We start from the raw sequence: 12611 nt of genomic DNA, 5'->3' as shown, positions 1-12611 counted from the left end.
AGTCCACTCCCCATACGGACAGAGGACCCTCCCCATGAAACGTCGCTACAGCTGGCCACTATGGACCGTTGCCGGATTGCTGGTGGTACTGGTCGCCTTGAGCATTGCCCTGCCCTATCTGGTGCGCAACTACCTGAATGACAAGCTCGCCGACATGGGCGACTACCGCGGCCAGGTCACCGACGTGGACCTGGCCCTGTGGCGTGGCGCCTACAGGATCAACGGCCTGGAGATCATCAAGGTCGACGGCAAGGTGCCAGTACCGTTCGTCAAGGCACCGCTGATCGACCTGGCGGTGAGCTGGCACTCGCTGTGGTACGACCATGCGGTGGTGGCCAAGGTGCTGTTTATCAACCCCGAGGTGAACTTCGTCGACGGCGGCGCCAACAAGCAGGCGTCCCAGACCGGTAAAGGCACCGACTGGCGCGAACAGTTGAGCAAGCTGGCGCCCATCACCCTCGATGAAGTGCGCATCGAGGACGGCAAGATCGCCTTCCACAACTTCAGCTCCAAACCACCGGTCAATCTCAATGCAACGTCGGTCAACGCCAGCTTCTACAACCTGACCAACATCGTCGACGTCCAAGGCAAACGCGACGCCCGCTTCGACGGCAAGGCCCTGCTCCAGGGGCAGGCGCCGCTGGAAGCCAGCGCCACCTTCGACCCGCTGAGCAACTTTGAAAACTTCGAGTTCCGCTTCCGCGCCAAAGACCTGCAGCTCAAGCGCATGAATGACTTCGCCTCGGCCTACGGCAAGTTCGACTTCAAGGCCGGCACCGGCGATGTGGTGATCGAAGCCCAGGCGGACAAAGGCCAGCTGAAAGGTTATATCAAGCCGTTGCTGCGCGATGTCGAAGTGTTTGACTGGCAGCAGGACGTGGAAAACAAAGACAAAAACATCTTCCGCTCCATTTGGGAAGCCGTGGTCGGCGCCAGCGAAACCGTCCTGAAAAACCAGCACAAAAACCAGTTCGCGACCCGCGTCGAACTCAGTGGCAGCGTGCATCAGCAGAATGTCAGCGCGTTCTCCGCGTTTTTGGCGATTTTGCGCAACGGCTTTATCCAGGCGTTCAATGCGCGGTACGAACAGCCCAAGCCCAGCGCTGACTAAATGTGGGGCTTGCTCGCGAAGGCGGCGTGTCAGTCAGCGCAGATGTTGACTGGACAACCGCATTCGCGAGCAAGCCCGCTCCCACATGAGCACGAGTACAGATTCAGGTCGTGACTGGTCATTCAGAGACTGAATAACTCGCCTGCGTTCACAGTCGCCTGGGCTGCGCGGTATAGTCCGGGCATTGATGAATGCGAGGAAGCACCGATGAAGTTCGAAGGCACCCAGGCCTATGTGGCTACCGATGACCTGAAACTGGCCGTCAACGCCGCCATCACCCTGGAACGGCCGCTGCTGGTCAAGGGCGAACCGGGCACCGGCAAGACCATGCTCGCCGAGCAACTGGCCGAGGCCTTCGGTGCCAGGCTGATTACCTGGCACATCAAGTCCACCACCAAGGCTCACCAGGGCCTGTACGAGTACGACGCGGTGAGCCGTCTGCGCGACTCGCAACTGGGCGTGGACAAGGTGCACGACGTGCGCAACTACCTGAAGAAGGGCAAGCTCTGGGAGGCCTTCGAATCCGAAGAGCGGGTGATCCTGCTGATCGACGAAATCGACAAGGCCGACATCGAATTCCCCAACGACCTGTTGCAAGAACTCGACAAGATGGAGTTCTACGTCTACGAAATCGACGAGACCATCAAGGCCAAGAAACGCCCGATCATCATCATTACCTCCAACAACGAAAAAGAGCTGCCGGACGCGTTCCTGCGCCGCTGCTTCTTCCACTACATCGCCTTCCCCGACCGCACCACCCTGCAGAAGATCGTGGATGTGCACTACCCGGACATCAAGAAAGACCTGGTCAGCGAAGCGCTGGACGTGTTCTTCGATGTGCGCAAGGTGCCTGGCCTGAAGAAAAAACCGTCCACCTCCGAACTGGTCGACTGGCTCAAGCTGCTGATGGCCGACAACATCGGCGAAGCGGTGCTGCGCGAGCGCGACCCGACCAAGGCCATCCCGCCGCTGGCCGGTGCGTTGGTGAAGAACGAGCAAGACGTGCAGTTGCTGGAACGTCTGGCGTTCATGAGCCGTCGCGGTAATCGCTGATGCTGCTCAACCTGTTCAACGAGATGCGCGCGGCCAAGGTGCCGGTGTCGGTGCGCGAGCTGCTCGACCTGATCAACGCGCTGAAACAACGCGTGACCTTCGCCGACATGGACGAGTTCTACTACTTGTCCCGGGCGATCCTGGTCAAGGACGAGCGGCATTACGACAAGTTCGACCGGGCCTTTGGCGCTTATTTCAACGGCCTGGAGAAGCTCGACGACCACCTGCAGGCACTGATCCCCGAAGAGTGGCTGCGCAAAGAGTTCGAACGTTCGCTGACCGATGAGGAGCGCGCGCAGATCCAGTCCCTGGGTGGCCTCGACAAGCTGATCGAGGAATTCAAGAAGCGCCTGGAAGAACAGAAAGAACGCCACGCCGGCGGCAACAAGTGGATCGGCACCGGTGGCACCAGCCCGTTTGGCTCCGGCGGCTATAACCCGGAAGGCATTCGCGTCGGTGATGCCGGCAAGCGCCAGGGCAAGGCTGTAAAAGTGTGGGACCAGCGCGAGTACAAGAACCTCGACGATCAGGTGGAACTGGGCACGCGCAACATCAAGGTCGCCCTGCGCCGCCTGCGCAAATTTGCACGCCAGGGCGCGGCGGAAGAGCTGGACATCGACGGCACCATCGACCACACCGCCCGCGATGCAGGCTTGCTGAATATCCAGATGCGCCCGGAGCGGCGCAACACCATCAAGCTGCTATTGCTGTTCGACATCGGCGGCTCGATGGACGCCCACGTGAAGATCTGCGAAGAACTGTTCTCCGCGTGCAAGACCGAGTTCAAGCACCTGGAGTACTTCTACTTCCACAACTTCGTGTACGAATCGGTGTGGAAGAACAACCAACGCCGCACCTCGGAACGCACCTCGACCCAGGACCTGCTGCACAAGTACGGCGCGGATTACAAAGTGATCTTTATCGGCGATGCGTCGATGGCGCCGTATGAGATCACCCAGGCCGGCGGCAGCGTCGAGCATTGGAACGAGGAGCCTGGGTATGTGTGGATGCAGCGCTTCATGGCCAAGTACAAGAAGCTGATCTGGATCAACCCGTATCCCAAGGACACTTGGGGGTATACGGCGTCGACGGGAATTGTGCGGGAGTTGGTGGAGGATCAGATGTACCCGCTGACACTGCGCGGGCTGGAGGAAGGCATGCGGTTCCTCTCCAAATAAACGCCGCCCCCAATACTGTAGGAGATCCAATGTGGGAGGGGGCTTGCCCCCGATGGCGGTGGTCCAGTCACTGATGTATTGACTGAGACACTGCTATCGGGGGCAAGCCCCCTCCCACCTTCTAAATGCGGTGTTACGTAAATCGGCGCAAATAGTCGATGTGCTGCTGGTGCGCCGTCTCCTGCACCACCGGCGCCAAGCGCACCGTCTCCCCCGGCAAGCACTGCGCCAGCCGCGCCAGCGACAACGGCGTCAGTGCCCCGAGGCGCGGATAGCCACCAATCGTCTGCCGATCATTGAGCAACACAATCGGCTGCCCATCCGGCGGCACCTGGATCGCGCCCAGGGGAATGCCCTCGGAAATCAGCGACGGCCCCTGGTACTGCAAAGGTGTACCCAACAAACGCATGCCCATGCGGTCGGCGCGGCTGTCCAGGGACCAATCGCTGTTGAAGGCATCGAACAGGCTTTGGCCGCTGAACTGGCCAATCTGGGCGCCGAGGATGACATCCAGTGATGCACCGGTTGGCAATTGGGGTTCACTTAGTACCTTCATGGCCCCGCCCGCCCCCGAATAAACGAGGCGCCCACCTTCGGCCAACGCCCTGCCAAAACCGTCCACCCCGCCCAATTCCTCACGTACAACCGTGGCGCAACTGCCGAGCACATCCGGCGCGTCAAAGCCGTTCGGTGCCGCAAGGTAGGCCCGCGCACCGCTGAACGGCTGGGTAAAGCGCAAACGCTGGCCCTTTTGCAGGATAAAACTGCGGCCGGGGCTGATGGCACGTTCGTCGATATACGCGCCCAGGTCCGCACCGGCCAGGGCCAGCAAGCAATAGTCCTCGGCGTGCACGGTGAAGCCGCCGAGGGTGATTTCCACCACGGGCGCATCCAGCGCATTGCCCAGCAGCCAGTTGGCCCAGGACATCGACACCCAGTCCAGCGCCCCGCCCTGGGTCACGCCCAGGTGGCGCACGCCAAAGCGACCGGCGTCCTGCAACAGGCACAGCGGCGTGCTGGCCTCGATCAGTAAGCGGCTCATGCCTGCGCCTCCAACGGCGTGTCATCGCCACCCAACTTGATGAATTCAGCATGCTCGACCGCTTCGAAGCGCACCGTGTCACCAGGCTGCATCAGGCTGTAGCCGTCGCGCTCACGGTCGAAAAGTCTGGCCGGCGTGCGGCCGATGAGGTTCCAGCCGCCCGGCGACACTACCGGGTAGGCGGCGGTTTGCCGTTCGGCGATGCCGACGCTGCCGGCCACCACGCGTTTGCGCGGGGTACTGAGGCGCGGGGTGGCGAGGAGTTCGTGCACCAGGCCCATAAAGGCAAAGCCGGGGGCGAAACCGAGGGCGAACACCTGGTATTCGTGGGCGCTGTGGCGGCGAATCACTTCGTCGATCGCCAAGCCGCTGCGCTGGCTGAGCAAGGTCAATTCCGGGCCGACGCTCAGGTCGTACCACACCGGCAGCACATGGCACTGGCCGCTGCCCTGGGCCTGCGGTTGCAGGTCAGTGAGGGCCTGGTCGATCAGTTCCCGCGCCTGGGCCGGGTTCACTGCGTTGAGGTCGTAATGCACCATCAAGGTGGTGTAGGACGGCACCAGGTCCACCAGTGCCGCGCCAAATCCGCTGCGCAGGCGCTGGGTAGCAGCGAGCATCCACGGCATGTTGGTCTCGGCGATGACCTCAAACAGACGCACCATCAGGCAGTCGATGGCGACCACTTCAATCCGTGGCTTCATGCTGGCTTCAATGCCTCGCGGATGCGCTGCACGGCCGCGACCGAGCTGGCGTTGTCGCCGTGCACGCACAGGGTATTGGCTTGCAGGAGCAGCGGGCTGCCGTCGCTGGCAATCAACATTTCACCACGGGCAAGGGTCAGGGCTTGCTGGACGATAATGTCGGAATCATGGTGCACGGCGCCCGGCAACTGCCGCGACACCAGGTGCCCCTTATTGTCGTAAGCGCGGTCAGCGAAGGCTTCAAACCACAGGGTGACACCATATTCGTCGCCCAAGGCCTGGGCCGCGCTGTTGTCGCGGGTGGCGAGCAGCATCAGCGGCAACTCGCCGTAGGCCGCCACGGCCTGGATCACGGCACGCAATTGCACGGGGTTGGCCATCATGTCGTTGTACATCGCGCCGTGGGGTTTGACGTAGCTGACCCGTCCGCCCTGGGCACGGCAGATGCCATCCAGTGCGCCGATCTGGTAGTGCAGCAGGTCCTGGATTTCCTGCGGTGTGTAAGCCATCGAGCGACGACCGAAGCCTTGCAGGTCCTGGTACGCCGGGTGCGCACCGATTTGCACGCCATGCTTGAGCGCCAGGCTGACGGTCTTGCGCATGATGCTCGGGTCGCCGGCATGGAAACCGCAGGCCACATTGGCGCAATCGATGAACGGCATGACTTCGGCATCCAGACCCATGGTCCAGTTGCCAAAGCTTTCGCCGATGTCGCAATTGAGTAGAAGACGGCTCACGGACTGTCGCTCCTGTAGGCTTTGTTTTTTTGTAGTGTGGGATTTTTTACGCAGAACTCGCAACTTGTCCTGACACCCCAACGGCGCTTATCGTGGAATGGCTCGATTTTTGGCGCTGGCCCGGTGCGGCGTCCAACTAATAAAAACCGATCCATGCATAAGAAAAAGTTGATCCCATGAATTTGAAGTTCCTCGAAACCTTCGTCTGGGTGGCCAAACTCAAGAGTTTTCGCCTGACCGCCGAAAAACTGTTCACCACCCAGGCCTCGATCTCCAGCCGCATCGCGGTGCTGGAAAGCGAGTTGGGCGTGAAGTTGTTTCTGCGTGACTCACGGGGCGTGAGCCTGACCCCGGAAGGCCTCAAGGTGCTCGATTACGCCGAGCAGATGATGGTGACCATGCAGGGCCTGAAGCAGTCCCTGGAAACCACCAGCAGCAAGATCGGGCGCATCCGGATCGGCGCCATGGACACGGTGATCCACACCTGGCTCAGCCCGTTGGTGGCGGAATTGATGGACCACTTCCCCCTCGTTGAAATCGAATTGGTCGCGGATACTGCACTGAACCTCAGCGATCAACTGCAAAAAGGCTTCCTCGACCTGATCCTGCAAACCGACCTGCTGCGCCTCGAAACCGTACGCAGCCTGGAACTGGCCAGCCACCCCATGGCCTGGATCGTCGCCAGCCAATCGATCTACAACCGCGACTACGCCTCCCTCGCCGAACTGGCCCAGGAGCGCATCATCACCTATTCGAAAAACTCCCACCCGCACCAGGACGTCATCAGCCTGATGCAAGCCAACGGCGTGGCCGCGCCACGCATGAACTGCGTGAATTCGGTGTCGGCGATAACCCGCCTGTTACGCGACGGGTTCGGCATCGGCGCGTTGCCGCCGGTATTGGTCAGCGAAGAGCTGGCGCGCGGGGAGTTGGTGATGTTGCCGATGGCGCAGAAACTGCCGAATCTGCAGGTGGTGGTGTCGTGGCGCGTGGGGGTGGAGTTGGTGGAGGAGATTGTGGGGCTGTGCCAGAAGGTGGTGGCGCGGTATGCCGAAGAGGTTGGCGCAGAGCGGATGCTATTGAGCACACAACCTCATTGAAGACAAAGGATTAAAACTGTGGGAGGGGCGGTGCGACGGTTCGACTTGCCCCCGATAGCAGGGTGTCAGTCAATGCATCAGTGACTGATCCACCGCCATCGGGGGCAAGTCGAACCGTCGCACCGCCCCTCCCACAGTTTGTCTCAGAGGCCCTTGAGGTCGCGCTCTTCGATCGGCCGGCTCTGGCGCAAGCGCTTGCCGCCCAGCACCACCCAGTCGATCAGACGGAACAGGCATTCCAGGCCAAACGACAGCAGCATTGCCCCGCCCAACCCCCAGCCCATGGCCTCAGGCGTCAACAGGATCTGGTAGCTGTAGCCGTTCCAGGTTTCCAGGCGGATATCCGGGTCAGCCGCCACCGCTACTTGCAGGGCGCGGATGTACCACGGGCCTTGCATGGCCTGGAACTGCTTGTCCAACGCCACTTGGCGATCAAGCAGGGCGCCCAGGCTGTTGGCATCGCTCTGGAACACCGGATCATCACTGGCGCGGTAATGCGCCACCAAGGCTTTCAAATCGCCGTTGAAGAACTGCCGTGCGGTGTTTTCAAACCCGCTGAGGCCGGTCTGGGCCTCGATCAGGTGGGCTTCGACACGCTTGGCATAGTCGTTGATAAACCCCGGCACTTGCACACCGACCAACAGGCCAATGGCAAACAGCACCAACCGCAGATAACTGAGCAACATGGGCGATATCCTTACTCGGTGATGCCCTGGCTGACGCATTCACCGCGTCGCCACAGGCTCCATTGGCCCGGTTCGTACCGGGTCCAGTTTTCGTTGTCGGTCAACGGCTCGGTGGCGATCACCGTCACCACATCGTTGGGCGTGGTCTCGGCCTGAAAATCGACGATCACGTCGACATCTTTCAAGCGCGCAGGGCCAAACGGTGCACGGCGGGTAATCTGTGCCAATTTGGTCGAGCAGTAGCAGAACAGCCAGTCGCCATCGCTGAGCAGGCAGTTGAACACGCCCTTGCTGCGGTATTCGGTACAGGCGGCGATCAGGTCCGGCAGCACCTTTTCAAGGTCCACCGGTTCAGGGAACGCTTCGCGCACGCGGTTGAGCAGGTCACAGAAGGCCGCTTCGCTGTCGGTGTCGCCCACCGGGCGGTAGAAGGTGGCGCGGGGGTTGAAATCCGCCAACTGGCCGTTGTGGGCGAAGCACCAGTTGCGGCCCCACAGTTCGCGCACGAACGGGTGGGTGTTGGCCAGGCTGACCTTGCCGACATTGGCCTGGCGGATATGGCCGATGACCACTTCGCTCTTGATCGGGTAACGCTGCACCAGCAGTGCGACTTCCGACTCACTGCTGGCGGCCGGGTCCTGGAACAGACGCAGGCCACGGCCTTCGTAGAACGCGATCCCCCAACCGTCACGGTGGGGGCCGGTGCGCCCACCGCGCTGCATCAGCCCGGTAAAGCTGAACACGATGTCGGTGGGGACGTTGGCACTCATGCCCAATAATTCACACATGCCAGGGCTCTCACTGCAGGGCGGACGACGTTAAAGGCGCGGTTCGACGCGCATACCGCTCACGGGTGCAGGACGGCGGAAGGGCACGTCGTCTTCATCTTGATCCGGCTCGGCGGCCAGGGCCGCATCGGCCGCGGCCTTGCGTTCACGGCGGGCCTTGGCGGCGCGCTCGATGGGCCAGCGGATCAGCACGAACACGAGGTACACGCCAAAGGCAATCATGGTGTACATGAACAGATCGGAGATGGCCCGCCAGGCGTTGTTGCCGACCTTGAGCACCAGGTCCAGGGCGGTGATGGCCACCGCCGGCGCGAACTGGGTCTTGACCGGGTCGACGATGGTCGGGCTCAACAGCAGCACCGCCATCAGCAATTGCAGCGGCTCGCGCAGCCAGCGCCAGATCCAGCGGGTCATGCGCCACCACACCAACAGGCAGCCCAAAGCGGCGAAGGCGTAAAGGCCCCAAGCGGTCAGATAGTCGTTCTCGGTCATGGTGTCCATGGCAAGGTTGGCAAACAGGCGGCTATGATAACGGCTTTTGCGTGTCGCGGCTGCAATGCCTGCCACCGTCTGCCAGATAGAGATCAATCCTATGCCTGTATCGACTGCTCCGATTGCCCGCAAGGCCCAAGGCCCCGATCCGTACGCCTGGCTGCAAGAGCGCGACAGCGCCGAGGTGCTCGATTACCTCAAGGCCGAAAATGCCTGGCAGGAAGCGCAACTCGCCGACCAGAAGGCGCTGCGCGACAGCCTGTTCGAAGAGATCAAGGGCCGTATCCTCGAAACCGACCTGTCCCTGCCCTCGCCGTGGGGGCCGTACTTGTATTACACGCGCACCACCGCCGGTGACGAGTACGCCCGCCACTACCGCTGCCGCCGCCCGGCCGATGACAGCAACCAGGTGGACGACAGCAGCGAAGAACTGTTGCTGGACCCCAACGTGCTGGCCAATGGAGGTTTCTTCTCCCTCGGCGCGTTCAGCATCAGCCCCGACCACCAGCGCCTGGCCTACAGCCTCGATACCAGTGGCGAAGAGATCTACACCCTGTACGTGAAGGAATTGGCCACCGGCAAGGTCAGCGAACTGGCGTTTGAAGATTGCGACGGCAGCATGACCTGGGCCAATGACAGCCTGACCTTGTTCTTCGGCGAGCTGGACGACACGCATCGCCCGCACAAGTTGTATCGCTATCGCCTGGATGGCACGGCAGCGCAGGAGGTGTTCCACGAGCCTGACGGGCGTTTCTTCCTGCATTGCTACCGCTCCAGCTCTGAGCGCCAGTTGTTGCTGTCGCTGGGCAGCAAGACCACCAGCGAAGTCTGGGCGCTGGATGCCGACCAGCCGCAGCTGGAGTTCACCTGCCTGGCGCCACGGGTCGAGGACCATGAATACGATGTCGATCACGGTCAGCTGAATGGCGCATGGACCTGGTTTATCCGCAGCAACCGCGATGGCATCAACTACGCGCTGTTCGTGGCCACCGACATTGGCGACGTGCCGACCGAAGACGAATGGCAGACCCTGATCCCCCACAGCGACGAGGTGATGCTCGACGGCGTCAGCCTCAACACCACCGCCATGACCCTGAGCCTGCGCATCGGCGGCCTGCCGGTGATCGAGGTGCACCCGGAAGGCCTGCCGGTGTATCGCGTGGAATTGCCCGACGCCGCCTACAGCCTCTACGTACAGAACAGCCTGGAGTTTGTCAGCGACAAAATTCGCCTGCGCTACGAAGCCCTGAACCGCCCGGCCCAGGTGCGCCAACTGGAACTGGCCAGCGGCGCGCAACAGGTGCTCAAGGAGACCCCGGTGCTCGGCGTGTTCAATGCCGACGACTACGTGAGCCAGCGCCTGTGGGCCACCTCGGCGGACGGCACCCAGGTGCCGATCAGCCTGGTGGTCAAGCGCGACCAGCTCGGCAAGCCGACACCGCTGTACCTGTACGGCTACGGCGCCTACGGTTCGAGCCTCGACCCCTGGTTCTCCCACGCCCGCCTGAGCCTGCTGGACCGGGGCGTGGCGTTTGCCATCGCCCACGTGCGCGGCGGTGGCGAGCTGGGTGAGGCCTGGTATCGCAACGGCAAGCAGGAACACAAGCAGAACACCTTCAGCGACTTTATCGCCTGTGCCGAACACTTGATCGCCGAGGGCCTGACGACGTCCAGGCAACTGGTCATCAGCGGTGGCAGTGCCGGTGGCCTGTTGATCGGTGCGGTGCTCAACCAGCGCCCGGCGCTGTTCCAGGCGGCGATTGCCGAAGTGCCGTTCGTCGACGTGCTCAACACCATGCTTGACCCCGAGCTGCCGCTGACCATCACCGAGTACGACGAGTGGGGCAACCCGCAGGAGCCCGAAGTGTATGAGCGCATCAAGGCCTATGCGCCGTACGAAAACGTCAGCGCCCAGGCCTACCCGCACCTGCTGGTGATCGCCGGCTACAACGACAGCCGCGTGCAGTACTGGGAAGCGGCCAAATGGGTGGCCAAGTTGCGCGACACCAAGACCGACGACCACCTGCTGTTGCTCAAGACCGAACTGGGCGCCGGTCACGGTGGGATGAGTGGTCGTTACCAGGGATTACGTGACGTAGCGCTCGAATATGGATTCGTGTTCAAGGCGCTGGGGCTGGTCTAAGGAACTTAGGCGGGCGGTCCTGTCTGAACACAGGACCGCCTACTGATTGATGGATCAAGATTGCAGCCATGGCACTACCGACCTTAATGAATACCGAAATCCGCGACATGCTCATGGATTGCGGCCTGTTCGACCCTCTGTTGCCGGAAGATTTTCACATCGCCGCCGGCTACTTCAACATCAGTAGCATTGCCCGGGACGAAGTGATTTTCCTCGAAGGCGACGCCGGCACTTTCATGTGCATCCTTCACAGTGGCCAGGTGGCGGTGCAGAAAACCAACCATGACGGCCAGCGCCTGACTATCGCCACCCTGCGCAGTGGCCGGGCCTTTGGCGAAATGGCGGTGCTCGACGGCGAGCGGCGTTCCGCCAGCTGCGTGGCGGCCAGCGACTGTGTACTGCTGAACCTGGGCCGGGACTCCCTGGAAAAGATGCTCAACGAGGCGCCCAGGGTTGCCGCCAAGATCATCCGCGCGATTGCCATTGCCCTGTCCAAGCGCCTGCGCATGGCCGACGGGCAGCTACTGTCGCAACAGTTTTAACCGCCCGGCGACTTCGGCTTGCTGTCGTTTTGCAGCAGGCCGGGCACCGTCTGGTCCTTCGGCGGCGTCGGCAGCACGATGGGCACCAGCGGTGGCGAGCCGTTGGTCTTGGGCACGGCCGGCGGGGTGACTTGCGGGTACAACGTCGGCGTCGGAGTGCCCGGCGCGCCTGGCGTCGGGGCGGGCGCGACCGGTACGGTTTGCAACTCCTGAGCCTGCGCCGCACCCAATGCGAGCGCGCTCAACACAATGACCGTTAGAATGCTGCACTTCATCGATGGCTCCATGGCCTGACCGGAATGTCACAAGGCTACTCCCAACCGCGCAAGAATGCCCTTCCCAATGAGATTTCCATGAAACGTTTCGTTCTGCTGGACACCACCCCGATCCCCGACAACGGCGGTGCCTTGTGCCTGTTCGAATACGGTGAAGATTTTGTCATCAAGATCCAGGGCGGTGACGGCGGCCAATTGATGAACACGCGCATGCACGGCTCCGAAGATGCGCTGGCGGAAATTCCCTGCCGCAGAGTTGCCGGTCGTCCGAATTCGCGGGTGTTGATCGGTGGCCTGGGCATGGGGTTCACCCTGGCCTCGGCGCTCAAACACCTGGGCAAGACCGCCGAAGTGGTCGTCGCAGAACTGGTGCCGGGGGTCGTGGAATGGAACCGTGGGCCGCTGGGAGAGAAATCCGGCCGGCCGCTGCTGGACCCGCGCACGGTGATCCGCCTGGAGGATGTGGCCAAGGTGCTGCAGGCCGAACCCCAGGGTTTTGATGCGATCATGCTGGACGTGGACAACGGCCCCGAAGGCCTCACGCAAAAGGCCAACAGCTGGCTTTACTCCGCCGGTGGCCTGGCCGCCTGCGCCAAGGCCCTGCGCCCGAAAGGCGTGCTGGCCGTGTGGTCGGCCAGCGCGGACAAGCTGTTCAGCGACAGACTGCGCAAGGCCGGTTTCAAGGCCGAGGAAGTGCAGGTGTTTGCCCATGGCAACAAGGGCACGCGGCATACCATCTGGATTGCACAGAAGGTGTGATCCG

At 62.0% G+C, this 12611-nt stretch carries 14 protein-coding genes; 7 read left to right on the top strand and 7 right to left on the bottom strand.

Features of this window, described 5'->3' with window-relative positions; genetic code table 11:
* The first annotated feature begins 34 nt into the window (after window positions 1-34).
* From ACZ445_RS07805 to ACZ445_RS07795, 3 genes are all read left to right on the top strand, one after another.
* On the top strand, window positions 35-1111 hold the full coding sequence (locus ACZ445_RS07805) for an AsmA family protein (protein WP_058425080.1): 1077 nt from the start codon (window positions 35-37) through the stop codon (window positions 1109-1111).
* 207 nt (window positions 1112-1318) lie between these two features.
* Window positions 1319-2164 (top strand): AAA family ATPase, encoded by an 846-nt coding sequence (locus ACZ445_RS07800; protein ID WP_058425081.1) that lies wholly within the window; start codon window positions 1319-1321, stop codon window positions 2162-2164.
* Window positions 2164-3342, top strand: a complete 1179-nt coding sequence (locus ACZ445_RS07795) for a vWA domain-containing protein (protein WP_078047413.1) — start codon at window positions 2164-2166, stop codon at window positions 3340-3342. Before ACZ445_RS07800 ends, ACZ445_RS07795 begins: the two co-directional genes overlap by 1 nt.
* Before the next feature lie 133 nt (window positions 3343-3475).
* Here the strand turns inward: ACZ445_RS07795 and ACZ445_RS07790 are convergent, their stop codons facing one another.
* The 3 genes from ACZ445_RS07790 to ACZ445_RS07780 are packed head-to-tail and all read right to left on the bottom strand — an operon-like array spanning window position 3476 to window position 5822.
* On the bottom strand, window positions 3476-4384 hold the full coding sequence (locus ACZ445_RS07790; RefSeq protein WP_058425083.1) for a 5-oxoprolinase subunit C family protein: 909 nt from the start codon (window positions 4382-4384) through the stop codon (window positions 3476-3478).
* Window positions 4381-5085: a 5-oxoprolinase subunit PxpB gene (gene pxpB, locus ACZ445_RS07785; protein ID WP_464708183.1), complete on the bottom strand. Its 705-nt coding sequence runs from the start codon at window positions 5083-5085 to the stop codon at window positions 4381-4383. Before pxpB ends, ACZ445_RS07790 begins: the two co-directional genes overlap by 4 nt.
* Entirely contained in the window at window positions 5082-5822 is a 741-nt protein-coding gene (locus ACZ445_RS07780) for a 5-oxoprolinase subunit PxpA (RefSeq protein ID WP_464705007.1), read from the bottom strand. The genes pxpB and ACZ445_RS07780 overlap by 4 nt, the downstream gene beginning before the upstream one ends.
* Before the next feature lie 176 nt (window positions 5823-5998).
* Here ACZ445_RS07780 and ACZ445_RS07775 point away from each other — a divergent pair, with 176 nt between their 5' ends.
* Window positions 5999-6922, top strand: coding sequence for a LysR family transcriptional regulator (locus ACZ445_RS07775; RefSeq protein WP_464708182.1), 924 nt, complete (start codon window positions 5999-6001; stop codon window positions 6920-6922).
* Window positions 6923-7065: 143 nt separating this feature from the next.
* Here ACZ445_RS07775 and ACZ445_RS07770 read toward each other — a convergent pair whose 3' ends face one another.
* From ACZ445_RS07770 to ACZ445_RS07760, 3 genes are read right to left on the bottom strand one after another with little or no spacing between them, the layout of a single operon-like run.
* A complete protein-coding gene (locus tag ACZ445_RS07770; protein ID WP_310862729.1) occupies window positions 7066-7608 on the bottom strand; it encodes a DUF2937 family protein in 543 nt (180 codons plus the stop codon).
* Between the two features lie 11 nt (window positions 7609-7619).
* Window positions 7620-8396 (bottom strand): class II glutamine amidotransferase, encoded by a 777-nt coding sequence (locus ACZ445_RS07765; RefSeq protein ID WP_058425088.1) that lies wholly within the window; start codon window positions 8394-8396, stop codon window positions 7620-7622.
* Window positions 8397-8426: 30 nt separating this feature from the next.
* Window positions 8427-8963 carry a hypothetical protein gene (locus ACZ445_RS07760; RefSeq protein ID WP_058425328.1) on the bottom strand — a complete coding sequence of 179 codons (537 nt, stop codon included), beginning with the start codon at window positions 8961-8963 and terminating at the stop codon, window positions 8427-8429.
* A gap of 25 nt (window positions 8964-8988) precedes the next feature.
* Here ACZ445_RS07760 and ACZ445_RS07755 point away from each other — a divergent pair, with 25 nt between their 5' ends.
* Entirely contained in the window at window positions 8989-11031 is a 2043-nt protein-coding gene (locus ACZ445_RS07755) for a S9 family peptidase (RefSeq protein ID WP_464708181.1), read from the top strand.
* A 68-nt stretch (window positions 11032-11099) separates the two neighbouring features.
* On the top strand, window positions 11100-11573 hold the full coding sequence (locus ACZ445_RS07750; protein WP_310862726.1) for a cyclic nucleotide-binding domain-containing protein: 474 nt from the start codon (window positions 11100-11102) through the stop codon (window positions 11571-11573).
* Here the strand turns inward: ACZ445_RS07750 and ACZ445_RS07745 are convergent.
* Complete coding sequence (locus ACZ445_RS07745; protein WP_058425091.1) at window positions 11570-11848, bottom strand: hypothetical protein; 279 nt, start codon at window positions 11846-11848, stop codon at window positions 11570-11572. The genes ACZ445_RS07750 and ACZ445_RS07745 overlap by 4 nt on opposite strands.
* A 78-nt stretch (window positions 11849-11926) precedes the next feature.
* Between ACZ445_RS07745 and ACZ445_RS07740 the strand changes: the two genes are divergently transcribed.
* Window positions 11927-12607, top strand: a complete 681-nt coding sequence (locus tag ACZ445_RS07740) for a spermidine synthase (protein ID WP_464705005.1) — start codon at window positions 11927-11929, stop codon at window positions 12605-12607.
* Window positions 12608-12611 lie beyond the last annotated feature (4 nt).

It is taken from the genome of Pseudomonas allii (assembly GCF_055380095.1).
Note: the sequence above shows the minus strand (reverse complement) of the source record. Positions and strands in the feature narration are given on the sequence as shown.

Bases quoted from the DNA above. Each gene is read 5' to 3' on its own strand.
- ACZ445_RS07805 (WP_058425080.1), top strand. From the start codon at position 35: ATGAAACGTCGCTACAGCTGGCCACTATGGACCGTTGCCGGATTGCTG.
- ACZ445_RS07800 (WP_058425081.1), top strand. From the start codon at position 1,319: ATGAAGTTCGAAGGCACCCAGGCCTATGTGGCTACCGATGACCTGAAA.
- ACZ445_RS07795 (WP_078047413.1), top strand. From the start codon at position 2,164: ATGCTGCTCAACCTGTTCAACGAGATGCGCGCGGCCAAGGTGCCGGTG.
- ACZ445_RS07790 (WP_058425083.1), bottom strand. From the start codon at position 4,384: ATGAGCCGCTTACTGATCGAGGCCAGCACGCCGCTGTGCCTGTTGCAG.
- pxpB (WP_464708183.1), bottom strand. From the start codon at position 5,085: ATGAAGCCACGGATTGAAGTGGTCGCCATCGACTGCCTGATGGTGCGT.
- ACZ445_RS07775 (WP_464708182.1), top strand. From the start codon at position 5,999: ATGAATTTGAAGTTCCTCGAAACCTTCGTCTGGGTGGCCAAACTCAAG.
- ACZ445_RS07770 (WP_310862729.1), bottom strand. From the start codon at position 7,608: ATGTTGCTCAGTTATCTGCGGTTGGTGCTGTTTGCCATTGGCCTGTTG.
- ACZ445_RS07765 (WP_058425088.1), bottom strand. From the start codon at position 8,396: ATGTGTGAATTATTGGGCATGAGTGCCAACGTCCCCACCGACATCGTG.
- ACZ445_RS07755 (WP_464708181.1), top strand. From the start codon at position 8,989: ATGCCTGTATCGACTGCTCCGATTGCCCGCAAGGCCCAAGGCCCCGAT.
- ACZ445_RS07750 (WP_310862726.1), top strand. From the start codon at position 11,100: ATGGCACTACCGACCTTAATGAATACCGAAATCCGCGACATGCTCATG.
- ACZ445_RS07745 (WP_058425091.1), bottom strand. From the start codon at position 11,848: ATGAAGTGCAGCATTCTAACGGTCATTGTGTTGAGCGCGCTCGCATTG.
- ACZ445_RS07740 (WP_464705005.1), top strand. From the start codon at position 11,927: ATGAAACGTTTCGTTCTGCTGGACACCACCCCGATCCCCGACAACGGC.